Annotated in this window: 19 protein-coding genes; 8 read left to right on the top strand and 11 right to left on the bottom strand. The window is 63.3% G+C overall.

From position 1 onward, the window contains the following. Window positions 1-2 precede the first annotated feature (2 nt). Window positions 3-1,001, bottom strand: coding sequence for a calcium-binding protein (locus AC72UB_RS16395; RefSeq protein WP_505190685.1), 999 nt, complete (start codon window positions 999-1,001; stop codon window positions 3-5). A gap of 362 nt (window positions 1,002-1,363) precedes the next feature. Between AC72UB_RS16395 and rpsO the strand changes: the two genes are divergently transcribed. The 6 genes from rpsO (at window position 1,364) to AC72UB_RS16365 (ending at window position 8,142) form a co-directional block, all read left to right on the top strand. Continuing rightward, window positions 1,364-1,633: a 30S ribosomal protein S15 gene (gene rpsO, locus AC72UB_RS16390; protein WP_463290779.1), complete on the top strand. Its 270-nt coding sequence runs from the start codon at window positions 1,364-1,366 to the stop codon at window positions 1,631-1,633. Between the two features lie 93 nt (window positions 1,634-1,726). Next, entirely contained in the window at window positions 1,727-2,686 is a 960-nt protein-coding gene (locus tag AC72UB_RS16385; RefSeq protein ID WP_505190684.1) for an NAD(P)H-binding protein, read from the top strand. 190 nt (window positions 2,687-2,876) lie between these two features. Then, on the top strand, window positions 2,877-5,018 hold the full coding sequence (gene pnp, locus AC72UB_RS16380) for a polyribonucleotide nucleotidyltransferase (protein WP_505190683.1): 2,142 nt from the start codon (window positions 2,877-2,879) through the stop codon (window positions 5,016-5,018). A gap of 169 nt (window positions 5,019-5,187) precedes the next feature. After that, window positions 5,188-6,528, top strand: a complete 1,341-nt coding sequence (locus AC72UB_RS16375; RefSeq protein WP_505190682.1) for a D-amino acid dehydrogenase — start codon at window positions 5,188-5,190, stop codon at window positions 6,526-6,528. A 12-nt stretch (window positions 6,529-6,540) separates the two neighbouring features. Continuing rightward, window positions 6,541-7,407, top strand: coding sequence for a glycosyltransferase family 2 protein (locus AC72UB_RS16370; RefSeq protein ID WP_505190681.1), 867 nt, complete (start codon window positions 6,541-6,543; stop codon window positions 7,405-7,407). A gap of 12 nt (window positions 7,408-7,419) precedes the next feature. Next, complete coding sequence (locus AC72UB_RS16365; RefSeq protein WP_505190680.1) at window positions 7,420-8,142, top strand: FkbM family methyltransferase; 723 nt, start codon at window positions 7,420-7,422, stop codon at window positions 8,140-8,142. A gap of 13 nt (window positions 8,143-8,155) precedes the next feature. On the opposite strand, the gene AC72UB_RS16360 is transcribed toward AC72UB_RS16365, so the two are convergent. After that, window positions 8,156-8,812, bottom strand: a complete 657-nt coding sequence (locus AC72UB_RS16360) for a peroxiredoxin (protein ID WP_505190679.1) — start codon at window positions 8,810-8,812, stop codon at window positions 8,156-8,158. 252 nt (window positions 8,813-9,064) lie between these two features. Here AC72UB_RS16360 and AC72UB_RS16355 point away from each other — a divergent pair, with 252 nt between their 5' ends. Continuing rightward, a complete protein-coding gene (locus AC72UB_RS16355) occupies window positions 9,065-10,510 on the top strand; it encodes an aldehyde dehydrogenase family protein (protein WP_505190678.1) in 1,446 nt (481 codons plus the stop codon). Window positions 10,511-10,610: 100 nt separating this feature from the next. Continuing rightward, on the top strand, window positions 10,611-12,587 hold the full coding sequence (locus AC72UB_RS16350) for an oxidoreductase (protein ID WP_505190677.1): 1,977 nt from the start codon (window positions 10,611-10,613) through the stop codon (window positions 12,585-12,587). Between the two features lie 73 nt (window positions 12,588-12,660). Here the strand turns inward: AC72UB_RS16350 and AC72UB_RS16345 are convergent, their stop codons facing one another. The 9 genes from AC72UB_RS16345 to AC72UB_RS16305 form a co-directional block, all read right to left on the bottom strand. Further along, window positions 12,661-14,265, bottom strand: coding sequence for an FMN-binding glutamate synthase family protein (locus AC72UB_RS16345; protein ID WP_505190676.1), 1,605 nt, complete (start codon window positions 14,263-14,265; stop codon window positions 12,661-12,663). A 63-nt stretch (window positions 14,266-14,328) separates the two neighbouring features. Then, entirely contained in the window at window positions 14,329-14,982 is a 654-nt protein-coding gene (locus tag AC72UB_RS16340; protein ID WP_505190675.1) for an RluA family pseudouridine synthase, read from the bottom strand. Next, window positions 14,979-15,875 (bottom strand): homocysteine S-methyltransferase family protein, encoded by an 897-nt coding sequence (locus AC72UB_RS16335; RefSeq protein ID WP_505190674.1) that lies wholly within the window; start codon window positions 15,873-15,875, stop codon window positions 14,979-14,981. Before AC72UB_RS16335 ends, AC72UB_RS16340 begins: the two co-directional genes overlap by 4 nt. 3 nt (window positions 15,876-15,878) lie before the next feature. After that, window positions 15,879-16,490 carry a LysE family translocator gene (locus AC72UB_RS16330; RefSeq protein WP_505190673.1) on the bottom strand — a complete coding sequence of 204 codons (612 nt, stop codon included), beginning with the start codon at window positions 16,488-16,490 and terminating at the stop codon, window positions 15,879-15,881. Between the two features lie 58 nt (window positions 16,491-16,548). Continuing rightward, window positions 16,549-17,067 (bottom strand): HutD/Ves family protein, encoded by a 519-nt coding sequence (locus tag AC72UB_RS16325; protein WP_505190672.1) that lies wholly within the window; start codon window positions 17,065-17,067, stop codon window positions 16,549-16,551. After that, the gene (locus AC72UB_RS16320) at window positions 17,064-18,230 is read right to left on the bottom strand and encodes a DNA recombination protein RmuC (RefSeq protein WP_505190671.1); all 1,167 of its coding nucleotides are present in this window, start codon (window positions 18,228-18,230) and stop codon (window positions 17,064-17,066) included. Before AC72UB_RS16320 ends, AC72UB_RS16325 begins: the two co-directional genes overlap by 4 nt. Further along, window positions 18,227-20,083 (bottom strand): DNA mismatch repair endonuclease MutL, encoded by a 1,857-nt coding sequence (gene mutL / locus AC72UB_RS16315; RefSeq protein ID WP_505190670.1) that lies wholly within the window; start codon window positions 20,081-20,083, stop codon window positions 18,227-18,229. Before mutL ends, AC72UB_RS16320 begins: the two co-directional genes overlap by 4 nt. Window positions 20,084-20,140: 57 nt before the next feature. After that, a complete protein-coding gene (locus AC72UB_RS16310) occupies window positions 20,141-21,460 on the bottom strand; it encodes a M16 family metallopeptidase (RefSeq protein ID WP_505190669.1) in 1,320 nt (439 codons plus the stop codon). Continuing rightward, the gene (locus AC72UB_RS16305; protein ID WP_505190668.1) at window positions 21,457-22,812 is read right to left on the bottom strand and encodes a M16 family metallopeptidase; all 1,356 of its coding nucleotides are present in this window, start codon (window positions 22,810-22,812) and stop codon (window positions 21,457-21,459) included. Before AC72UB_RS16305 ends, AC72UB_RS16310 begins: the two co-directional genes overlap by 4 nt. Window positions 22,813-22,825 lie beyond the last annotated feature (13 nt).

Raw genomic sequence — 22,825 nt, 5'->3', positions numbered from 1 at the left:
CGTCAGGCCGCTTGCAGCCGGATTGCGGCAAGATCGATGTTTGCGCCTGCGGTCAGGCTGGCCAGTGGCACGCCATCGAGCAGAAGGAGCGTCGCGCCGCTGCCTTCGGTCAGCGAAAGCTGCGGGTCAGGGTGCAGGGCGCTGTCGTAGATCACCACCAGATCATCTTCGGCGGGATCGAAATCGGTGATCTGCATCAGCGGCGCGCCGGGGCCAAAGTCTTGCAAAGTGAAGCTGTCAGCCCCCGCGCCGCCGTGGCCGTAGTCGCCCGCGCCAAGGTGCAGGGTGTCATCGCCGTCGCCGCCGTTGAGGATATCGACATCCGTATCGGCAGCGCCGGGGGCGGCGCCCCAAAGCGTGTCATTTCCTGCGCCGCCGTCCACCTCATCGGTGCCTGTGCCGCCGAAGACAAGATCATTGCCCTCACCGCCGAGCACCGTGTCATCCCCGGCGCCGCCCGCCAATTGATCTTGGCCCGTGCCGCCGGAGACAAGATCATTGCCCTCACCGCCCTGCGCGGTGTCGTCGCCCTCACACCCGGCGAGAACGTCGTGGCCTGCGCCGCCGGTCAGGCTGTCTTGGCCGTCATCGCCCCAAAGGCTGTCGTCGCCATCGCCGCCCGCCAGACCGTCATCACCATCGCCGCCGTGCAACACATCTTGGCCTGCGCCGCCGTCAAGGCTGTCATCGCCTGCGCGCCCGTCGAGGTGATCATCGCCCGCGCCTGCGGTGAGGCGATCATCGCCGGATCCGCCGGTCATTTGATCGGCCCCGGCGGTGCCGGTCATGTCGCGATCCGGGTCAATTGGGGTGGGGGTGTCATTTGAAATGGGCTGGCCGTCAGGTTCCGTGCCGCTGTGATCGGTGCCAGAATCCTCGTCTGCGCCAAAGCCTAAGTAGGCCGCTGACACGCCCCAAGCCTCTCCCTCAGGGGTGTCTTGGGGCTCATGCTCATCCTCGCGGGGGTCGGACCCGCTGTCGAAGGCAAGGCCCGCGACCACGGCCCCCAATAAACCAAGCAATCCAAGCATTTTGCAGCCTAAGGTAGAGTTATGGGTGGGGCGTGCCTAAAGGTTATTAACCAATAAATTCATGAATAATTGGATAATCCCCTACATTCAAATACCACCTTAGCACGAAACGCTAGATCTCTCCAGCTTGGCCTTGGCCTCTGTGGAACTATCTGACGCGATGGTTAACAGGGTGGCCCGATGCCGATTCAGGGCTTTTCTTTTGGCGAAAGCCCGTCTATACGCCCGCATCCGGCTCTTTATGGGTCGGCTGCCCCTTTTCGGGCATCAAGGGCCCTGCTGGACGACATCCCGGCTTGTGCCGTCAACTTAAACCTCGAAGGAGACATCCGATGTCGATCACCGTTGAAGAAAAAGCCCGCCTGATCAAGGAATACGCGACCAAAGAGAACGACACCGGCTCGCCGGAAGTTCAGGTTGCGATCCTGTCGTCGCGCATCGCCACGCTCACCGAGCATTTCAAGGGCCACAAGAAAGACAACCACTCGCGTCGTGGTCTGTTGATGATGGTTGCCCAGCGCCGCAAGCTGTTGGACTATCTGAAGTCCAAGGACGAAGCGCGCTATGCCTCGCTGATCTCGCGTCTGGGCCTGCGCCGCTAAGCGGACCAAAGGTTTCAAAAGCGCCCGTAGCGAAAGCTGCGGGCGTTTTCTTTTGGCTTTATGCTAGGCTGAGCCAAAGTCTGAGGGTGTGCGATGCCGAACCAATCTTTGCGCGTGCTGTTGCTGGGGGCGACTGGCACCATTGGCCGGGCCACGGCGGCGGCCTTGATTGCCGCGGGGCATGAGGTGGTGGCGGTGGTGCGGCCCGGCGCAAGCGGGCCTGCGGGCGGTGCGCGGCTTGAGGCGGATGTGACGCAAGCGGGCGCGTTGGCGGCGGTGATTGGGGCTGCGCGGTTTGATGCGGTGATCTCGTGCCTTGCCAGCCGCACGGGGGCGCCAAAGGATGCTTGGGCGATTGACCACCGGGCCAACAGTCTGGCGCTGGCGGCGGCGATCGCGGCGGATATCCCGCGCTTTGTGCTCTTGTCGGCCATTTGCGTGCAAAAGCCGCTGTTGGATTTTCAGCGCGCCAAGCTGGCCTTTGAGGCCGAGTTGCAGGCCGAGGCGATCAAATGGTCGATCGTGCGGCCGACGGCGTTTTTCAAATCTTTGTCGGGTCAGGTGGCGCGGGTGCAGGGGGGCCGACCGTTTTTGGTGTTCGGCGATGGGCGTCTGACCGCTTGCAAGCCGATTTCGGACGCGGATTTGGGGCGCTATTTGACTGCCTGCCTGACCGATCCGGCGCTCGAAAACCGGATCTTGCCGATTGGTGGGCCGGGACCGGCGATCACGCCACTGGATCAGGCGCAGATGTTGGAGCGTCTGACGGGTCAGCCGATGCGGCTGAAACGGGTGCCGGTGGCGCTGATGGATGGGATCATTGCCGTGCTGTCAGCGCTGGGCCGGTTGTCGCCAAAGCTGGCCGAGAAGGCCAATCTGGCGCGGATTGGGCGCTATTATGCCACGGAATCGATGTTGGTTCTGAACCCCGCCACGGGCCAGTATGAGGCGGATGCGACGCCAGAATTTGGCACTGACCGGCTGGCCGATCATTATGCCGCGATGTTGAACGGCACCGCCCACGACGACCGGGGCGCGCATAAAGTGTTCTGATCGGGCAGCGCTCGGCCGCCTGAGTCCAAAACGCTTCCCAATCCCCCGGTTTTCCTGTATGCGCCCGCCATCTGCGACGTGAGGCCCGCCCCCGGCCGCATGCAAAGGATAGGGGGCGGCGGCAATGGGGCCGCCATGCAAAAGGAAGACATGGCAGGGGCCATGGGTGCTTCCATATAGGGAACGATAGATGTTCAACGTGACTAAAAAATCAATCCAGTGGGGCGGTGAGACGCTGACCCTGGAAACCGGCAAGGTTGCCCGTCAGGCTGACGGCTCGGTCATTGCCACGCTTGGCGAAACCTCGGTCATGGCCAACGTGACCTTCGCAAAGGCACCGAAGCCCGGCCAGGATTTCTTTCCGCTGACCGTGCATTATCAGGAAAAATACTATGCAGCCGGCAAGATCCCCGGCGGCTTCTTCAAGCGCGAGGCGCGGCCTTCGGAAAAGGAAACGCTGGTTTCCCGTCTGATCGACCGTCCGTGCCGCCCGCTGTTCGTTGAAGGCTTCAAGCACGAAGTTCTGGTGATGGCGACTGTGCTGTCGTGCGATCTGCACAACGATCCCGACATCGTGGCGATGATCGCGGCTTCGGCGGCGCTGACCATTTCGGGCGTGCCGTTCATGGGCCCGATTGGCGCGGCCCGCGTGGGCTTTGTCGATGGCAAATACGTGCTGAACCCGGCGATGGACGACATGACGCAGCTGCGTCTGAAGCCCGAGCAGCGTTTGGATCTGGTTGTCGCCGGCACCAAAGACGCCGTGATGATGGTGGAATCGGAAGCCTACGAGCTGACCGAAGAGGAAATGCTGGGTGCAGTCGTGTTCGGCCACGAACAGATGCAGCCCGTCATCGACCTGATCCTGGATCTGGCCGAAGATGCTGCGAATGAGCCCTTCGACTTCACCCCGCCCGACCTGTCGGCGATCTATGCCAAGGTCAAGGCTGCTGGCGAAGCCCAGATGCGCGCTGCGTTCGCGATCCGCGACAAGCAAGACCGCACCAACGCCATTTCGGCGGCGGTGGATGCGATCAAGGGCGCGCTGTCGGACGAAGACCTGAAGGACATCAACCTTGGCTCGGCGATCAAGAAGCTGGAAAGCTCGATCCTGCGCGGGGATGTGGTGAATACGGGCGCCCGGATTGACGGCCGTGACACCAAGACTGTTCGTCCGATCGTGTGCGAAACCGGCATCCTGCCGCGGACCCATGGTTCGGCCTTGTTCACCCGTGGCGAAACCCAAGGTCTGGTCGTGACCACCCTGGGCACCGGTGAAGATGAGCAGATCATCGACGCGCTGAATGGCAACACCCGGTCGAACTTCTTGCTGCACTACAACTTCCCGCCCTATTCGGTGGGTGAAGTGGGCCGCGTTGGCTCGCCCGGTCGTCGTGAGATTGGCCATGGCAAGCTGGCATGGCGCGCGCTGCAGGCGGTTCTGCCGGCACCGACCGATTTCCCCTACACCATTCGCGTGGTGTCGGAGATCACCGAATCGAACGGCTCCTCCTCGATGGCGTCGGTCTGCGGTGGTTCGCTGTCGATGATGGACGCGGGCGTGCCGCTGAAGTCGCCGGTTGCGGGCGTCGCGATGGGTCTGATCTTGGAAGATGACGGCAAATATGCCGTGCTCACCGACATTCTTGGCGACGAGGATCACCTCGGCGACATGGATTTCAAGGTGGCTGGCACCGCGTCGGGCATCACTTCGTTGCAGATGGACATCAAGATTGCGGGCATCACGCCCGACATCATGAAGCAGGCTTTGGCGCAGGCCAAGGACGGCCGTCTGCATATCTTGGGTGAGATGAACAAGTCGCTCTCCGCGCCGCAAGGCTTCTCGGAATATGCGCCGAAGATCGAAACCCTGCAGATCCCCACGGACAAAATCCGCGAAGTGATCGGCTCGGGCGGCAAGGTGATCCGTGAGATCGTCGAGCTGTCGGGTGCCAAGGTGGACATCAACGACGAAGGCATCATCAAGATCGCTTCTTCGTCGGCTGAGAACATCAAGAAGGCCTATGACATGATCTGGTCGATCGTGGCAGAGCCGGAAGAAGGCCAGATCTACACCGGTAAAGTGGTGAAGCTGGTGGACTTTGGGGCTTTCGTGAACTTCTTCGGCAAGCGCGATGGTCTGGTGCATGTGTCGCAAATCGCGAACAAGCGTCTGAACCACCCGAATGAGCTGTTGAAGGAAGGTCAGGAAGTGAAGGTCAAGCTTCTGGGCTTTGACGACCGCGGCAAGGTGCGCCTTGGCATGAAGATGGTCGATCAGGAAACCGGTGCCGAGATCGTTGAAGTCAAAGGCGAAGGCGCCGAGGCGTAATCGCTTTTCATTGCAAGGTTACAGAAGGCCCCGGGGGAAACCTCGGGGCTTTTTTCTTCGCTTGAAGTTTCAGAGAGAAATATTTTCTTCGGGTATTTTACCATTTCATGATGAATTCTTCCAATATCGACGCTTCATCCGCCCAAAATCTCCAAATCATTTCTGCCGGATGCGCTATTTTGCGCCCAAGTTTCGCGAACAGGAGCATCCCATGCGTGTCGTCGTCCTTGGTGCTGGTGTCATTGGTGTCACCTCGGCCTATTACTTGGCGAAACAAGGCCATGAGGTGACGGTGATTGACCGCCAGCCCGGCCCGGCGCTGGAAACCTCGTTTGCCAATGCGGGCGAAATCAGCCCCGGTTATGCCAGCCCTTGGGCGGCCCCCGGAATTCCGGCCAAAGCGGTGAAGTGGCTGTTCATGAAGCATGCACCGCTGATCATCGGCGCGCGTCCCGATCTGGCCAAGGTCGAATGGGTGGCGCGGATGCTGATGAACTGCACGAGCGCGGCCTATGGGGTGAACAAATCCCGCATGGTGCGGCTGGCGGAATACTCGCGCGATTGCCTGATTGAGCTGCGTCGTGACACTGGCATTTCTTATGACGAGCGGACGCAAGGCACTTTGCAGTTGTTCCGCACCGAAAAGCAGGTTGAGGCGGCGGAGAAGGACATCAAGGTTCTGAAGGCCGATGGTGTGCCGTTCGAAGTGCTGGACGCCGAGGCTTGCGTGCGGGCCGAGCCGGGTCTGGCCCCGAACATCGACAAGATCGCGGGCGGTTTGCGTCTGCCGGGCGATGAGACGGGCGATTGCTTTAAGTTCACCAATCGGCTGGCCGAAATGGCGGCCGAGCTGGGCGTGGTCTTTCGCTGGAACACCGAGATCAAGGCGATGGACGCCGATCTGGGCCGGATCACCAGCGTGCAAACCAGCGCGGGGCGCATCGCGGGTGATGCGTTTGTGCTGGCTATGGGAAGCTATTCTCCCTTCTTGGCGCGGCCCTTTGGCATGCGCCTGCCGGTCTATCCGGTGAAGGGCTATTCGATCACCGTGCCGATCGTGAACGAGGACCGCGCCCCTGTGTCGACCGTGATGGACGAGACGTTCAAAATTGCGATCACCCGATTGGGCGACCGGATTCGGGTGGGCGGCATGGCGGAAATCTCGGGGTTCAACAACCACCTGCACCCGCGCCGTCAGGCGACGTTGACCCATTCGGTTGAGGACCTGTTTGGCGGGGCGGGTGACCAGTCGAAGGCCACCTTCTGGTCGGGCCTGCGTCCGATGACGCCGGATGGCACGCCTTTGGTGGGCCGGTCCACTGTGCCGAACCTCTATCTGAACACCGGGCACGGCACCTTGGGCTGGACCATGGCCGCCGGGTCGGCGCGGGTGGTGGCCGATATGGTCTCGGGTCGTTTGGCTGCGATTGACGTGGCGGATCTGGGCTACGTCCGCTATCAGATGCGTGCAAGAACCGCCAAAGCCGGGGGCTTGATTCCCGCCGCCTGACAGAAAGACACCATGCCGCAACAGGTCAGCGCCGCCGAGCAAGTCACTATCGTGACGGTCAGCTACAATAGCCTGACCGTACTGCCGCAGATGCTGGCCTCGGTTCCTGAAGAGGCAAAGGTGGTGGTGGTCGACAACGCTTCGGACGACCGCGTGGCCCTTCAGGCGCTATGCGACCAGCATGGCGCAGCTTGCCAGCTAAACGACTGCAACATGGGCTTTGGTACGGCGTGCAATCAAGGCGCGGCTGTGGCCACAACGCCGTTTGTGTTGTTCTTGAACCCCGACGCCACGCTGATGCCCGATACGCTGGACCAACTAGTTGCCGCCGCCGCGCGCTATCCCAAAGCCAGTGCGATGAACCCACGCATCGCTGCTCCGAATGGGTCAGCCTTTTTCCACCGCGCCACCAGACTTTTGCCCCGGGAGGAGCATATGCCGCGCGGCTGGCCCGAGAAAGACCGCGAAGTGACTCTGCTGTCTGGAGCGGCACTTTTCGTGCGGCGCAGCGATTTCGAGGCGGTCGGCGGCTTTGATCCGAAGATTTTCCTCTATCATGAGGACGATGACCTTTCGATCCGCCTGCGCAAGGAGCGCGGCCCCATTCTGTTCATCCGTGACGCCCTTGTGCAGCATCAGGCTGGCAGTTCCACGCCGCGCCGCCCGCAGGTCGCCGCGCTGAAGGCCTATCATAGGGCGCGCAGCGCAGTCTACGCGACGCGCAAACATGGCCGCTCTGCGCCATTTGTCCACGCTTTGCTCATGGCGATTGCTGGTCTCATCGCGCCGGATATGCTTTGGTCATCGCGTCGCCGTGCCAAGAACTGGGCCTTTCTGAAAGGTGTTCTCAGCACGCTGCGCGACGGTGGAGCGGCTTGAAGGGGAGACATAATGCACACTTTGCGACGGAAACTGCATCTGGCGGTGCTACGGGCCATGGGGCGGGAAAAGCTGGTGTTTTCGCCGCATGGCATTGCGGTGCAGGTGCCGCGCGATGCTGATGTAAAGCTCCGCTATGATCTTTCACGCGGGCGGCCCTATGAACATGCCGAGGCTGAAATGATCACTGCCCATTTGAAATCTGGCACCCCGGTGATCGAACTTGGCGGCTGTCTGGGCATTGTGTCAGCTCTGATCCGCCAGCAGATTGGCCCGGCCGCCCCGCATATTGTGGTCGAGGCCAACCCGCGGCTGGCCCGGATGTGCGAACCAAACGCCTGCATAGGCGCCAACGTCGGCGCGACACAGGTTGTGGTGGCGGCGGTGGACTACTCGGGCGCAGAAACGGTCAGTTTTTCGTCGGGCCGCACCGCCCATGGTGGCCATGTGTCGCAAAGTGGCGACCTGTCAGTCCAGGCAACGACGCTTTCGGCGCTGGCATCCAATCTGCCAGAGGGGCCGTTTGCCCTGATCTGCGATATTGAAGGGGCCGAGGTGGGTTTGATCGATAATGAATCCGACCTATTGCGCCGCGTCTCGCTTTTCGTTCTGGAGACCCACCCCAAGGTTTATGCCAAAGGCGAGGTGGAGACCGGGCGCCTGATCGAACTGATCAAGGCCGCCGGATTACACCAGGTGGCGCAGGCAAAGCACGTCTACGCCTTTGCCCGCTAGGTCTGCGTGTCGCTTACACCGGCCGCTTGGCAAAGCGCAGGTAGGGCAGTTTGATGTCCAACGCGCCGAACTTGGCCTTGGCGTCGTCGGTCGTGACTGACAGCGCCACGATCACATCTTGCCCCGGCACCCAGTTGGCGGGGGTGGCGAAGGGCACGCCATCGGTGGCCTGCACTGCATCGAGCGCGCGCAGGATTTCAGCGAAGTTGCGGCCGACGGACATGGGGTAAGACATGGTGAGGCGGATCTTTTTGTCCGGCCCGATGATATAGACCGTGCGGACCGTGGCCGAATTGGCCGGGGTGCGGCCTTCGGTTGGCAGGTAGAAATCGGCTGGCAGCATGTCATAGGCTTTGGACACGGTCAGCGAGGTGTCGTCGATGATCGGAAAGTCGGCGGGCGCGCCGGAGAAGGCCTCAATATCGCGCTTCCATTTCTCATGGTCGGCCACAGAATCCACCGAAACGCCGATCACCTTGGTGTTGCGCTTTTTCCATTCGGGGGCGAGCTGCGCCACGGCGCCGAATTCGGTGGTGCAGACGGGTGTGAAATCGCGCGGGTGCGAGAAGATGATGGCATAGCTGCCGCCCAGCCAATCGTGGAACTTGATGGTGCCGGCGGTGCTTTCGGCGGTAAAATCGGGGGCGGTGTCGTTGATGCGGACGGCCATGGGATACTCCGGTGTGTGATGGGACCAGTGTACGCCCTTTGCCCAGAGAAGGGCACCCTACCACGCGCCCGGACCCCAAGTTAAGGACCACTTCGCGGTTTGGTCCCGCAGGGCAAAACACCCTCCCGCTTTCGCGCGGCTGGGCAGAACCCCTGTTCCGCCAGCGTCGCATCTTTGACCATAGTGTCGCGTCAGCCCCTTGCCGGAATCTGCCCGCCCTGTCAGGTTGCGCGCAAACCGAAGGAGGGCGCCATGCTCATCAAACGTGATTTTTACATCAATGGCCGTTGGGTCGCCCCGATTGCGGGCCGCGATTGCGATGTGATCAACCCGTCCAACGAAGAGCCGGTGGCGGTGATCTCGCTTGGCTCGGAAGCCGATTGTGATGCGGCCGTGGCTGCTGCCAAGGCCGCGTTTCCGGCTTGGGCTGCGACCTCTCCGGCCACCCGCCGTGCGGCGGTGGTGCGGATTTTGGAGCAGTATGAGGCGCGCAAGGAAGAGTTGGCCCATGCCATCAGCCTTGAAATGGGTTCACCCCTGAAACATGCCCGTGAATTGCAGGCGCCGTGCTTGCCGTGGCATGCGGGCAATTTCCTGACCGCCTTTGACACGCTGGAATGGGACCGCCCGCTGGGGGATCATGCCCCGAATGACCGGATCATTCTGGAGCCGATTGGCGTGGTGGGTCTGATCACGCCGTGGAACTGGCCGATGAACCAGATCGCGCTGAAGGCGATTCCGGCGATTCTGGCGGGTTGCACCTGCGTGCTGAAGCCTTCGGAAGAAAGCCCGCTGAACGCGATGATTTTCGCCGAGTTCTGCCATGATGCGGGCCTGCCGCCGGGGGTGTTCAACCTGGTGAACGGGGACGGCATGGGGGTGGGCAGCCGCCTGTCGAGCCACCCTGATGTCGAGATGATTTCCTTTACCGGGTCAACCCGCGCGGGCCGTGCCATTTCCAAAGCCGCTGCCGAGACGCTGAAGCGTGTGACGCTGGAGCTGGGCGGCAAGGGCGCCAACGTGATCTTTGCCGATGCCGATGATCGCGCGGTGGAGCGCGGTGTGCGCCATATGATGGACAACACTGGCCAGTCCTGCAACGCGCCCAGCCGGATGCTGGTGCAGCGCGGGGTCTATGACAAGGCTGTGGAAATCGCCGCACAGGTCGCCAGTGAGACCAAGGTTGGCAATGCGCTGGAAGAAGGCTCGCATGTTGGCCCGGTGGTGAACAAGCGCCAGTGGGAGCAGATTCAGGGCTATATCCAGAAGGGCATTGATGAGGGCGCGCGGCTGGTTGCTGGCGGCCCCGGTCTGCCGGATGGCTTTAACCGCGGTTACTTTGTGAAGCCGACGGTGTTTGCCGATGTGGTGCCGGGCATGACGATTGAGCGCGAGGAGATCTTTGGCCCGGTTCTGTGCATGATTCCCTTTGAGGACGAAGCGGATGCGGTGCGCATCGCCAATGACTCGCCCTATGGTCTGACGCATTATGTGCAAAGCCAAGATGGGGCCAAGCGCAACCGCATGGCCCGGGCCTTGAAGGCGGGCATGGTGCAGATGAACGGCAAAAGCCGGGCGGCCGGGTCACCCTTTGGCGGGGTGAAGCAATCGGGCCGCGCGCGGGAGGGTGGCATCTGGGGCTTGGAAGAATTCCTTGAGGTCAAGGCGGTTTCCGCTTGGGACCCGAGCCAAGGCTGACGCGAAACCCCGGCCTTGGCCGGGGTTTTTCTTTGCCCAAAGAAAACTTGACACATATGTCGATTTATTCTTCCCTTTGGCATCAGCCGAAGGATCCGACATGACCCAGCATCCCCGCCTTTTGTCGCCCGTCACCTTGCGCGGCAAGACCCTGCGCAACCGGATCGTCTTTGGCGCGCACACCAACAACATGGCCGAAGGCGGCCTGCCACTGGCTCGCCAAGGGGCCTATTGGCTGGAACGCGCGCTGGGCGGGGCGGGCATGATCGTGACCGAACCGGTGCCCGCGCACCGCACCGGGGTTCTGACGCGGGGCAATCTGGCCCATGAATCCGATGCCGTTATTCCGCATTTTCAGGCGATCACCGACAAGGTGAAAGCGGCTGGCGCGGTGATTGTGCAGCAGATTTACCACGTTGGCGCGCATGGCGATTCCGATCTGTCGTTTCAGCCGCATTGGTCGCCTTCGGGCGGGCCGTCTTACCATGACAGCGACGGCAGCCATAAGATGACCGAAGCCGAGATTGATGAGGTGCTGGAGGCCCACGCCACCGCCGCCCGCCGCGCGCAGGCCTGCGGCTTTCAGGGGGTGGAGGTTTGGGCGGCCTATCATTCGCTGATCGACCAGTTCTGGACCCCATGGTCAAACCAGCGTGACGACCAATGGGGCGGGTCTTTGGAAAACCGCACCCGGTTTTCGCGCGAGTTGATCGCCCGCATTCGCCGTGACTGTGGGCCGGATTTCATCATCGGTTTGGCGATCAGCTATTCGCCGGGCTATTCGGTGTCTTTGTCGGCCGATGATCTGTGCGAGATCGTCGCCTTGCATGATGCGACCGAGGATGTCGATTATGTCACCTGCGGCTTTGGCAGCTATCTCGAGTTTGAAGGCATTATCCCGGCCTTTACCGAGGGTGAAAAGCTGACCACGCCGCTGACGGCGCGGCTGAAAGCAGTGGTGAAGCACGCGGTCATCACGTCTGAGGCGGGGGTGCGGACGCCGGACAATGCCGAAACCATCCTTGCCTCGGGCGAGGCGGATATGGTGTCGATCGTGCGCGGGCAGATCGCCGATCCGCATCTGGCGCGTAAGGTGACCGAGGGGCGGGCCGAGGATATTCGCGGCTGTATCTCGTGCAACCAGATGTGCTGGGGGCGGCGGTCGCGCGACTACTGGATTTCTTGCCTTGTGAACCCCTCGGTGGGCCGCGAGTGGGAATGGGGCGGCGATCGGTTTGAAAAGGCCGGGGTGGCGAAGTCGGTGTTGGTGGTCGGCGCTGGGCCCGCGGGGTTGGAGGCGGCGCGGGCGGCGGCGGAGCAGGGGCACCGGGTGGAGATTGTCGAGGCACTGCCGCAGATTGGCGGGCAGTTCCGGCTGGCGGGGATGCAGCCGCGCCGGGCGCAGATTTTGGATCTGATGGAGTGGTATGAACGCCAGTTCGCCAAGCTGGGTGTGACGCTGCGGCTGAATACTTTTCTGGACGAGGCCGAGATTGCCGCCCATCCGGCCGATGTGGTGATCTTGGCCACCGGGTCCCTGCCCGATGAAACCGGGTTCCAGCGCTGGCAGCCGCATCTGGCCACCCTGCCGGGGATTGATCTCGGTGGGGTCTGGTCGCCCGAGGCCGCGATGCGGCGTGAGGCGCGGCTCGGTGATGCGGTGATCGTGTATGACGAAGGGTCAAACTGGCGCGGGGTGGGCACGGCCTGGACTTTGGCGGAGCGCGGGCATCAGGTGGTAATTGTCACGCCCGAGCCCTTTGTTGGCAAAGAGATCGCCCGCACCGCCGCCGATGGCGCGGCGCGGCGGCGGTTGGCCAAGCTGGGGGTGAAATTCCTGACCGAACATTGCCTGACGCGTTGGCACGGCAATGGCGTCACCGTGAAGAACATGCTGACGGGTGAGGAAGAAACGCTCGCCGCTTCGGGTCTTGTGATGGCCACGACGAACCGCAGCTTTGACCCTTGGCCCGAGGGGTTCGCGGGCAAGGCGACGCACCGGATCGGCGATTGCGCGGCCCCTCGGCTTGCGGCCTATGCCTTTCATGAGGGGCGCAAGGTGGCGCTGGGGCTTTGACCCCCGCGAGAAGGGACCAACGGGACCGAGGAGCCACGCTCATCGAGCCCGTGCCGGGCACTCTTCGCGGGTTTCATCCTACCCGGGCAAAGCTGCTGCTTTGCGCCAGTGCCCAAGCCGCGCCGTAGCGCGGGCTTGCGGCTGGGTTGTGCAAGAGGATGCCGGGGGCAAGCTGTTCATATTGTTCAGCAAAGGAAATCACCTTGTCCGAGGAGGCCCGGCGCTGAAAGTGATGCGGGCGCAGATCGCGGGGGTGGGCCAGCCCCGCCGCTGCCACCAGTTCTGACAGCGCGTGCAGCGTGTTGTGGTGAAAGTTGCGCACCCGGTCTGCCTTGTCGGTCACCACCAGCGCGCGCTGGCGCAGGGGGTCTTGGGTGGCCACCCCGGTCGGGCATTCGCCGGTATGGCAGGATTGGGCCTGAATACAGCCGACCGCGAACATGAACCCCCGCGCGGCGTTGCACCAATCGGCCCCGAGCGCCATGACGCGCGCCATGTCAAAGGCCGAGGTGATCTTGCCCGAGGCCCCGAGCTTCACCCGGTCCCGCAGCCCCACACCGATGAGCGCGTTATGGGCAAAGGACAGCCCATCGCGCAAAGGCATGCCGATGTGATCCATAAACTCAAGTGGGGCGGCGCCGGTGCCGCCCTCTTTGCCGTCGATCACGATGAAATCGGGGGTGATGCCCGTGTCCACCATCGCCTTGCAGATTGCCAGAAACTCCCACTCATGCCCGATGCAGAGCTTGAACCCGGTGGGCTTGCCGCCTGACAGATCGCGAAGCTGTGCGATGAAGTGCAAAAGCCCAATGGGGGTGGAAAACGCCGAATGGCTGGCGGGTGAGACGCAATCTTGACCCATCGGCACGCCGCGAATGGCGGCGATTTCCGCTGTGACCTTGGCCGCGGGCAAGACCCCGCCATGGCCGGGCTTGGCCCCTTGGCTGAGTTTCACCTCGATCATCTTGATCTGCGGATCGGCGGCGTTTTGGGCAAACTTTGCCGGGTCAAACCCGTCATCGGCAGCCCGGCAGCCGAAATAGCCCGATCCGATTTCCCAAACCAGATCACCACCCTGTTCGCGGTGATAGGGCGAGACGCCCCCTTCGCCGGTGTCGTGAAAGAACCCGCCCGCCTGCGCGCCCTTGTTCAGCGCGCGAATGGCATTGGCGGACAGCGCCCCATAGCTCATGGCGGAGATGTTCAGAAGGCTGGCGGAATAGCTGCTGATCTGCACGCGCATCTGGTCAATGGGCAGGGGTGCGGAGGGGGCAAGGGAATGGTGCAGCCATTCGTATTGCTCTTGATAGACATCGTACATCGTGCCGAAGGGGCGTTTGTCCAATTCCTTTTTGGCGCGCTGATAGACGATGGCGCGTTTGTCGCGCGGGAAGGGCGCACCGTCTTTTTCGCCTTCGAAGAAATACTGCCGCATTTCGGGACGGACGGATTCCAGAAGGAAGCGCAGATGCGCGGCGATGGGATAGTTGCGCAAGACGGCATGGCGGGTTTGGCTGATGTCATGCAGGCCAAGGGCGACCAGCATGGCAAAGCCGACAAAGGTGCAGGTGAAGAAAAAGGCCCAGTCAGGCCAGACGGTTGCGGCCACCAATGCGGCCATCGCCAGAAGGGCTGACAGCGTCAGCGGCAGAAAGCGGAACTGAAACAGCAGGCACATGTGGCCTCCTTTCACTCCGCATTAGACACCACCAACATTGCAGTAAGGTAAACGACGTGAGCCTCAAAACGGGCAGGGGGCAGTAAACTCCACCCAAGCCCCGCTGCGGGGGTGATGCAGCCCCAGTGTCTCGGCATGAAGCATCAGGCGCGGATAGGCGCGAGCCGCGCCCGTGGCATAGATCGGATCGCCCAAGATCGGGTGGCCCAAGGCCAGCATATGCACCCGAAGCTGGTGGCTGCGCCCGGTCAGTGGCGAAAGCCGCACGCGTGTCTCGCCGGGGGCGCGGCCGATGACCTGCCAATCGGTCTGCGCGGGGCGGCCATGCTCATGGCTGACCATCTGGCGCGGTCGGTTCGGCCAATCGGCCCCCAAGGGCAGGTCGACATGGCCAGAGTCTTGCGCCATGTCGCCCATCACCCGCGCGACATAGGTTTTCTTCGCCCGGCGCTGTTCGAATTCCTGCCCCAAGAACCCCTGCGCCTGTTTGGTGCGGGCGAAGATGATGACGCCTGACGTGTCACAATCCAGCCGATGCACCAAAAGCGTATCCCAATGCGCGGCTTGCAGGCGGGTGACGAGACAATCTTCGCGCCCTTCCAGCTTGCCCGGCACCGACAAAAGCCCCGCAGGTTTGTTGGCCACGATGATTTGGTCGTCCTGATAGAGGATGTCCAAAGGCACGTCTGGCGGGCGATAGTCGAAATCGGGGATCATGCGATCTGGTGGCCCGCCGATTTCAGCGCCGCGGCCAGATGGGCGATATGGGCCGGGCCCACCTCGCAGCAGCCGCCGACGATGGTGGCGCCCATGTCCACCCAGCGCAGGGCGAAGGCGGTGTAGCGTTCGGGTGTCAGGTCATGGCGGGCGCAATAGTCGGGCGCGTCGTGGGTGTCGGGCAGCGGCAGGCTGGAGATTTCGGAAAAGCCGTTGGCATAGGCGCCAAAGGGCCGCCCCATATCGCGCAAGACGGCCAGTGCCGCCTCCATCGCTTCGGGCATCGAGCAATTGGCCAGCACGGCGGCGGTGGGGTGTTCGGCGATCACCTTGGCAAGGTCTGCCACCGCCTCACCCGAGCGCAGTTTGCTGCCGTCGCGGTCATCGACCGAGATTGAGAGCCACACTGGCTTGCCCGCCGCCTGCGCGCCAGCAAGTGCACCGCGGCAGAGGTCGAGGGACGACATGGTTTCGCACAGGATCACATCGACATGGGGCGCCATGAGAGCGGCCTTTTCGGCATAAAGCGCGGTGGAGACCGCAACCGCAGGGGTCAGGTCGGGGCGATAGCTTTCGCCCAACGGCCCCATGGACCCGGCGATGAGGCCGCGTCCGGCCTCGGCGCGGGCCTCATGCGCCTCCATCAGGGCGCGCAGGTGGAGCGCGTGGTAGTAGTGGTCAAGGCCGACGCCCACCAGCCGGTCATGCAGGATGTTATAGGTGTTGGTCGTGGCCACCGAGGCCCCGGCGGTGAAGTAATCGGCGTGGATGGCTTTCACCAGACCGGGATGGTCGATCATCACGCGGGTGGCCCAAAGCGGCGTCGGCTCATCCCCCGAGCGCGCCACCAATTCCTGCCCCATGCCGCCATCCAGAAGGGTAATTACCGCCATCGTTCACTCCTGCATCATGCGCAGCGCCAAAAGGGCAAAGACCCCGGCTGCGAGTTTGTTCATCACACCCATGCGGGCGGCGAGGGCCTGCCCGGCATATCCGGCCAAGGCGCCGTAGCCTGAAGTAATCACCATCCCCGTCGCCGTAAAGACCGCACCAAGGATAAGGATCTGCTGCCAAACCGGGCCGCGCGCGGGATCGGTGAACTGGGGCAGGAAGGCCAGTACGAAAAGTGCCACCTTGGGGTTCAGCGCATTGGTAACAAACCCCCGCCAGAAGGCGCGGGCGAGGCTTGCGGTGCCAGTGGGGGTCTGCGCGGGGCCGGTGGTCCAGGCGCTGTAGGCCAGATAGAGCAGATAGCCCGCACCGAACCAGCGCAGGGCGACCGTCGCGGCCGGGTGTGCGGCCAGAAGGGCGGCCACGCCAAGGGCGGCAAGCCCCACATGCCAAAACCCGCCAAGCCCTACCCCTGCCCCCGCCGCCATGCCTGCACGCGGCCCGCCTGCCATGCCGCTGGCGGTGGCGAACATCACATCTGACCCCGGTGTCAGGTTCAAAAGAATGCCCGCCATGGCAAAGGTCAGGAGCGTGTCGAGGGGGACAAGGTGAAACATCGTGGCAGAGTTTCCGGGCTGCGGGGAAAGATCAAGCGGGGTTGGGGGTGGGGGCTGCTTACCCCAACCGCCTTACAACAAGGGTGTGCCCCTCAACCCGGGCGGCATCTTCGGTCAGGATCAGATCTTGTGCCGCCATGGCATGGTTATTCACCACCGACGGCCCCAGCGCATAAATGGCCAAAAGCCCGCCTTGCGGCAGATTAACCCGGCCTGTGATCACGGCGACCTCGGGGCGCGGCAGGGCGCGGGCGGTCATGACGTTGAAATCGTCTGACGGTGCCGAAACGCCTTCGGCGCGCAGGGCCACATCGCCGGGGAATTCCACGGGCACCAAGGGGCGGGCGGCAAGGTGCAGCCCGTCGCCCACCAGATCAAAGCCCGGCCCGGTCAGGACGGTCAGGTTCCGCTCGATGCCCGGAAACAGGGAAAAATCGCCGTTTTCCACCACTGAGGCGCGGGAGAGCCGCCATTTGAGCCGGCCCTCTGCCTCGACCCGCAGCATCTCGATCGTGCGGCCTTTGCCATTGGCCCAAGGCATGGTGGTGTAATCGGCAGGCGTCAGGTGGCGCATCATTCGGCAGCTCGTGGTCCCAGAATGGGGGTGGGGTCGGCGGGGGTGGGGGCCAGTTCTTCGAAATCGAAATTGTCCAATCGCGCGGCGCGTTTGCCTGCACGCTCGGCTGCGGTGGAGATGCCGTCAAGGTCTTGGCGGGCCTGATTGAAATGGGTGTTCAGCTTGTCGACCCGTTCGGTGATGATTTCAACATCGCGGTGCAGATGGCGGAGCGCAGTGCGGATCGCACCGGCCTGTTCGCGCATCCGGGCGTCTTTCAAGACGGCGCGCATGGTGTTCAGCGTGGCCATGCAGGTGGTGGGCGAGACTATCCAGACGCGGGCGGCAAAGCCATCGCGCACCACTTCGGGGAAATTGGCGTGCAATTCGGCATAGACCGCCTCAGACGGCAGGAACATCAGCGCGCCTTCGGCGGTTTCGCCTTCAAGGATGTACTTATCGGAAATCGCCTTGATATGCGCCCGGACGGCTCCGCGCAGAAGCGTTTGCGCCTCTTGCACTTGGCGGGGGTTCTCGGCGCGGCGCAGGGCTTCATAAGCCTCCAGCGGGAATTTCGCGTCAATCACGATGGGGCCGGGCGGGTTGGGCAGATGGATCAGGCAATCGGCGCGCTTGCCGTTCGAAAGCGTGGCCTGCATCGTGTAGGCGTCGGCTGGCAGGGCCTTTTGCACGATGTCATTCAGCTGAATTTCACCAAAGGCCCCGCGCGCCTGTTTGTTGGCGAGGATGTCTTGCAGGTTCAGCACGTTGCCCGACAGCTTTTCGATATTGGCCTGCGCCTTGTCGATGGTTTCTAGGCGTTGCTGCAATTCGCCCAAGGATCGCGCTGTGCGGGTGGCGGTGCCCTGCAGGCTTTCGCCCATTTGCCGCGTCACCTCGGCCAGACGTTGTTCCATCACCTGCAACATGGCCGTCTGGCTGACCGCCTGATTTTCCGAGACGTGATGCAGCCCACCGGCCAGCCGTTCCTGACCGTCTGACAGGGACTGCACGCGTTGGGACATCCAAGCCATCTCGCGCATCAGGGGTTCGGCGGATTTGGCGGATTTGCCCGCAGAGCGCAGGGTCAGGAGGAGAAGGCCGACGAGCAGCACGAGGAGGCCGCCGACGATCAGCGCTTCGGGGGAATTCCAGAGAAAGCTTTGGCCAAAGAGCGTGATCATCTGCGTCCAAACAACCGTTCAATATCGTGAAGCGGCAGCTCCACATAGGTGGGGCGACCGTGGTTGCACTGGCCGGAATGCGGCGTCGCCTCCATCTCGCGCAACAGGGCGTTCATTTCATCGGGGCGAAGCTGGCGGCCCGAGCGGACTGAACCGTGGCAGGCCATGCGGCTGAGGATCGCGTCGATGCGGGCTTGCAGCCCGTCGCTGCGGCCCATGTCGGACAGTTCATCGAGCACATCGCGCAAGAGGGCGGCTGCCGACACGGTGCCAAGGATCGCGGGCGTTTCGCGCACCGCCACGGCGCTGCCGCCAAAGGATTCAATGGCGAGGCCAAGGGCGGCCAGATCGGCGGCATGGGCCAGAAGCAGGCTGGCATCCGAGGGCGAGAGGTCGACGATTTCGGGGATCAACAGCGCCTGCGCGGTGATGCCAGTTTCGGCCCTTTGCCGTTTCAGCCGTTCATAGACCAGCCGTTCGTGGGCGGCGTGTTGGTCAACGATCACCATGCCGCGCGGGGTTTGGGCGACGATGTAATTGCCGTGCAACTGCGCTTTGGCGGCGCCGAGGGGGTGTGCCTCTTCGTCGGGCTGCGCCCGCTCATCGGCGGGTTCGATGCGGGCTTGCGGGGCTTCGGCGAAACCGGGGGTTTCGGGAGCCTGCCATGTGGCGGCGCGGGCGAAGCTCGTCTGTGACGGGCGGTCCATCTGGTAGATGCGTGGTGCGTGTGTTGGGCTTTCGGGACGCATCGCGGCCAGCGTGGCATCGGCCACGGTGCTGCTGGCACGGTGGCCCGCGCCGGAGAGCGCGGTGCGCAGGCCCGTGATGATCAGGCTGCGCGCGGCCTCGGGTTCGCGAAAGCGCACTTCGGATTTGGCGGGGTGCACGTTCACGTCCACCCGCTCGGGGTCGCAGATCAGGTTCAAGACGGCGGCGGGGTGGCGGTCACGGCTGAGGACATCGAAATAGGCCACCCGCAGCGCGCCCAAAAGAACGCGGTCCAGAACCGGGCGGCCATTGACGAACACAAACTGCTGCACCGAGGAGCCGCGCGAATAGGTGGGAAGTGCGGCATAGCCCGTGAGCCGCAGCCGGTCGCGTTCGACGTCGATCTTGAGCGCGTTGGCGGTGAAATCAGCCCCCAGAATGCCGGTCAGGCGGCCATGCAGCGCGTCGAAAAAGTCGCCCGATTGGGCATCGGCGCGGAAGATCAGGCGGGGGGCCTCGCCTTCAGCCACTTCGGTCAGGGTAAAGCCGACCGAGGGTTCGGCCATGGCCAGACGGCGCACCACCTCGGCAATCGCTTGGGCCTCGGCCCGGTCGGTGCGCAGGAATTTCAGCCGGGCGGGGGTGGCGTAGAAAAGATCGCGCAGTTCGATGACTGTGCCCTTTTGTGCCGCCGCCGGGCGCGGGCCGGTCATCCGGCCCCCGGCCACGGTGAGTTGCGCGCCGTCGGACGCGTCGGTGCGCGAGGTGAGGGTCAGGCGGCCCACGGCCCCCAGTGAGGCCAGCGCCTCACCGCGAAAGCCGAAGGAGCGGATGTTGAGGAGATCGGAGCCGTCGATTTTCGATGTGGCATGCCGGGCCACGGCCAAGGGCAGGTCATCTGCCGTCATGCCACAGCCGTCATCGGTGACGCGGATCAGCACTTTGCCGCCTGCGGAATAATCGACCGCAATGCGCCGCGCCCCGGCATCAAGCGCGTTTTCCACCAGTTCCTTGACGGCAGAGGCCGGGCGTTCCACCACCTCACCCGCCGCGATGCGGTTGATCGCCGCCTCATCCAAGGGGCGGATCACCGGGGGCGACTTTGGACGGTCAGCACCAGATATATGGGGGGCGTCGAGGGTCATGCCCCAAACTCTAGCAGGCAGGGCGTGACAAGGCCACAGATTCGGCGGCGCCTTGTCCTATTCGGTGCTTTGCAGGCCCACGGGCTGACCGACCACCTTAAAGAACAGATGGTCCGGGTTCATCAGCCGCGCTGCGACGCGCTGAAGATCGGCCAGCGTGACCGCGTTCACCTTGTCGTTGCGGGTTTTGGGGTAATCGGAGGGCAGGCCCAGCATCTGCATGCCGACCAGAATGCTGGCAATCGGCCCGTTGCCTTCGAAGCGCAAGGGATAGGCGCCAGTCATGTAGGTCTTGGCGGTGGACAGGTCTTCTTCGGTGACATCGCCCGCCGCCATGCGCGCCCATTCGGCGCGGACGACGTCAATCGCTTCGGCCACCTTGTCGTTGCTGGCCTGAAACTGGCCGGCCCATTCCGCCGAGAGATCGCGCGCTGAAAGGCCGGTGCCGATGCCATAGGTCAGCCCGCGTTTTTCGCGCACCTCTTGCATCAGGCGGGCCGAAAAGCGGCCACCGCCGAGAATGTCGTTCAAGAGATTGGCGGCGAAGAAATCGGGGTCGTCAAAGGCAATGCCGCTGTGGCCGAAGAGGACAACCGATTGCGGGCCGGGGAAGTCTTGGGTGCTGATGCCGCCTGCGTCATTCCATGTGGCTTTGGGCGGCATGGGCCAGCCGGTGGCGGGCAGTCCGGCGAAGAGCTTGTCCAGAAGAAGGCCCAGCTCCTCGGCGGTGATATCGCCCGCTGCGGCGACATAGATGCGGTCACGCGCCATCGTGCCTTGCCATGCGGCGATGATGTCGTCGCGGGCAAGGGCGGTGACGCTGTCAATCGTGCCATCGCCCGAGGAGCCATAGGGGTGGTCACCATAGGCGCGCGCGCTGAAGACGCGCCCTGCAATCGCCGAGGGGTCTTGTTCATCGGCGCGCAGGCCTGCCAGAACCTGCCCTTTCACCCGGTCAAGGGCGGTCTCATCAAAGCGGGGTTCGGTCAGGGCAAGGCGCAGAAGGTCCATCGCGGCGGCGCGGTTTTCGCTGAGCGCTTGGACGGACACCGAGACCTCATCGGAATTCGCGCCAAAGCCGATCTGGGCGGCCAGCCCGTCGCGTGCGGCGGCAAAGCCCTGAGCATCGAGATCACCCGCGCCTTCCTCAAGCGTGGCGGCCATCAGGTTCACCGCGCCGCGCTTACCCGGCTGATCGAGCGAGGTGCCGCCGCGAAAGCGGATTTCCAGCGCCATGAAGGGGATGTTGTGGTCTTCGACCAGCCAGGCCTTGATGCCGCCGGGCGAGGTGACCTCTTGAATGGCGATATCGGCGCGCAGGGGGGTGGCAAGGGTGGCTGCAAAAGCCAGCGCGGCGAGGGTGAGGCGAAGGATCATTCTGTGGCCTCCTCGGTGGTGGCGGCGGGTTCGGGGGCTTGCAGCCAGCCTGTCACGGCGCGTTTGCGGTCAAAGACCTCGGTCGCGGCGGCCATGATTTCGGCTTCGGTCACTGATTGCAGGATATCGGGCCAGTCTTGCACATCCTGCACTGTCAGCCCCACGGCCAGCGCCTGCCCATACAGGCGCGCCAGCCCGCCCGCATCATCGCGGGCATAGATGGTGGAGGCGCGCAGCTGCGTTTTGATGCGGTCCAACTCTTCGGGATTCACGCCTTCGGCGAGGAACGTGTCAATCACCGCGTCCATTGCCGCCTCGGCCTTGGCCAGAGAGACGCCCGGCACCGGCATGATGTAGACGCCAAAGGTGTCGGCATCGACCGAGGTGCCGTCATAGAACGCGGCCGACCATGTGGCGATGGCCTGACCGAACTGCAATTCGCGGGCAAAGACCGAGGTGGTCGGGTTGCCGCCTAAGAGCTCGGCCAGAAGGGTCAGCGCGGCGGCCTTGCGCTGATCGCCGGGGTTGCGTTCGGTCGCGAGATAGCTGCGGATGACATAGGGTTCCGAGACCCGCTCATCGGTCAGCACGATGCGGCGTTCGGCAAGCTGCGGCGGCTCGGACGGGCGGAGGCGCGGGGTGATGGCATCGGACGGCTGAAGCGGGCCGTAATGGGTTTCGGCCAAGGCCCGCGCATCCTCGGGCGTGACATCGCCCGCCACCACCACGATGGCGTTGTTGGGCGCGTAATTGGCCCTGTAGAAAGCCAATGCATCGTCACGGTCGAGTGCTGTGATCTCATGCATCCAGCCGATGATCGGGCGGCCGTAGGGGTGGTTCAGGAACTGCGCCGCCGCCATTTGTTCGCTCAAGAGCGCGCCGGGATTGCTGTCGGTGCGCTGGCTGCGTTCTTCGATGATGACTTGGCGTTCGGTGGCCACATCCTCTTCGGAGAGGATCAGATCGCGCATGCGTTCTGCCTCCATCTGCATCATCAGGCCCAGACGGTCGGCGGCAACCCTTTGGAAATAGGCGGTGTAATCCCAGCTGGTAAAGGCGTTGTCATTGCCGCCCTGCGCCTCGACCGTGTTGGAAAACTCACCCGGGGCGAGATCGTCGGTGCCTTGGAACATCAGGTGTTCGAAGAAATGCGCGATGCCGGAATGGCCGGGCGTCTCATCCGCGGCACCGGTGCGATACCAGATCATATGGGTCACGACGGGGGCGCGGTGATCTTCGATCACCACAAGTTCCAGCCCGTTTTCAAGGGTAAAGCTGGTAACGTCATCGGTTGCCTGTGCCGGAGCGGCAAGACCAGAACCGATTGCCAAGGCCGCAAGGATCAGACGCATCGGGACAAACTCC

The organism is Allotabrizicola aquatica (SeqCode), from assembly GCF_965194375.1.
Lineage (GTDB): Bacteria > Pseudomonadota > Alphaproteobacteria > Rhodobacterales > Rhodobacteraceae > Tabrizicola_A > Tabrizicola_A aquatica.
Note: the sequence above shows the minus strand (reverse complement) of the source record. Positions and strands in the feature narration are given on the sequence as shown.

Bases quoted from the DNA above. Each gene is read 5' to 3' on its own strand.
- AC72UB_RS16355 (WP_505190678.1), top strand. From the start codon at position 9,065: ATGCTCATCAAACGTGATTTTTACATCAATGGCCGTTGGGTCGCCCCG.
- AC72UB_RS16360 (WP_505190679.1), bottom strand. From the start codon at position 8,812: ATGGCCGTCCGCATCAACGACACCGCCCCCGATTTTACCGCCGAAAGC.
- AC72UB_RS16335 (WP_505190674.1), bottom strand. From the start codon at position 15,875: ATGGCGGTAATTACCCTTCTGGATGGCGGCATGGGGCAGGAATTGGTG.
- AC72UB_RS16325 (WP_505190672.1), bottom strand. From the start codon at position 17,067: ATGATGCGCCACCTGACGCCTGCCGATTACACCACCATGCCTTGGGCC.
- pnp (WP_505190683.1), top strand. From the start codon at position 2,877: ATGTTCAACGTGACTAAAAAATCAATCCAGTGGGGCGGTGAGACGCTG.
- AC72UB_RS16305 (WP_505190668.1), bottom strand. From the start codon at position 22,812: ATGCGTCTGATCCTTGCGGCCTTGGCAATCGGTTCTGGTCTTGCCGCT.
- mutL (WP_505190670.1), bottom strand. From the start codon at position 20,083: ATGACCCTCGACGCCCCCCATATATCTGGTGCTGACCGTCCAAAGTCG.
- AC72UB_RS16375 (WP_505190682.1), top strand. From the start codon at position 5,188: ATGCGCTATTTTGCGCCCAAGTTTCGCGAACAGGAGCATCCCATGCGT.
- AC72UB_RS16345 (WP_505190676.1), bottom strand. From the start codon at position 14,265: ATGTGCCTGCTGTTTCAGTTCCGCTTTCTGCCGCTGACGCTGTCAGCC.
- AC72UB_RS16330 (WP_505190673.1), bottom strand. From the start codon at position 16,490: ATGTTTCACCTTGTCCCCCTCGACACGCTCCTGACCTTTGCCATGGCG.
- AC72UB_RS16350 (WP_505190677.1), top strand. From the start codon at position 10,611: ATGACCCAGCATCCCCGCCTTTTGTCGCCCGTCACCTTGCGCGGCAAG.
- AC72UB_RS16365 (WP_505190680.1), top strand. From the start codon at position 7,420: ATGCACACTTTGCGACGGAAACTGCATCTGGCGGTGCTACGGGCCATG.
- AC72UB_RS16320 (WP_505190671.1), bottom strand. From the start codon at position 18,230: ATGATCACGCTCTTTGGCCAAAGCTTTCTCTGGAATTCCCCCGAAGCG.
- AC72UB_RS16310 (WP_505190669.1), bottom strand. From the start codon at position 21,460: ATGATCCTTCGCCTCACCCTCGCCGCGCTGGCTTTTGCAGCCACCCTT.
- AC72UB_RS16340 (WP_505190675.1), bottom strand. From the start codon at position 14,982: ATGATCCCCGATTTCGACTATCGCCCGCCAGACGTGCCTTTGGACATC.
- AC72UB_RS16370 (WP_505190681.1), top strand. From the start codon at position 6,541: ATGCCGCAACAGGTCAGCGCCGCCGAGCAAGTCACTATCGTGACGGTC.
- AC72UB_RS16385 (WP_505190684.1), top strand. From the start codon at position 1,727: ATGCCGAACCAATCTTTGCGCGTGCTGTTGCTGGGGGCGACTGGCACC.
- rpsO (WP_463290779.1), top strand. From the start codon at position 1,364: ATGTCGATCACCGTTGAAGAAAAAGCCCGCCTGATCAAGGAATACGCG.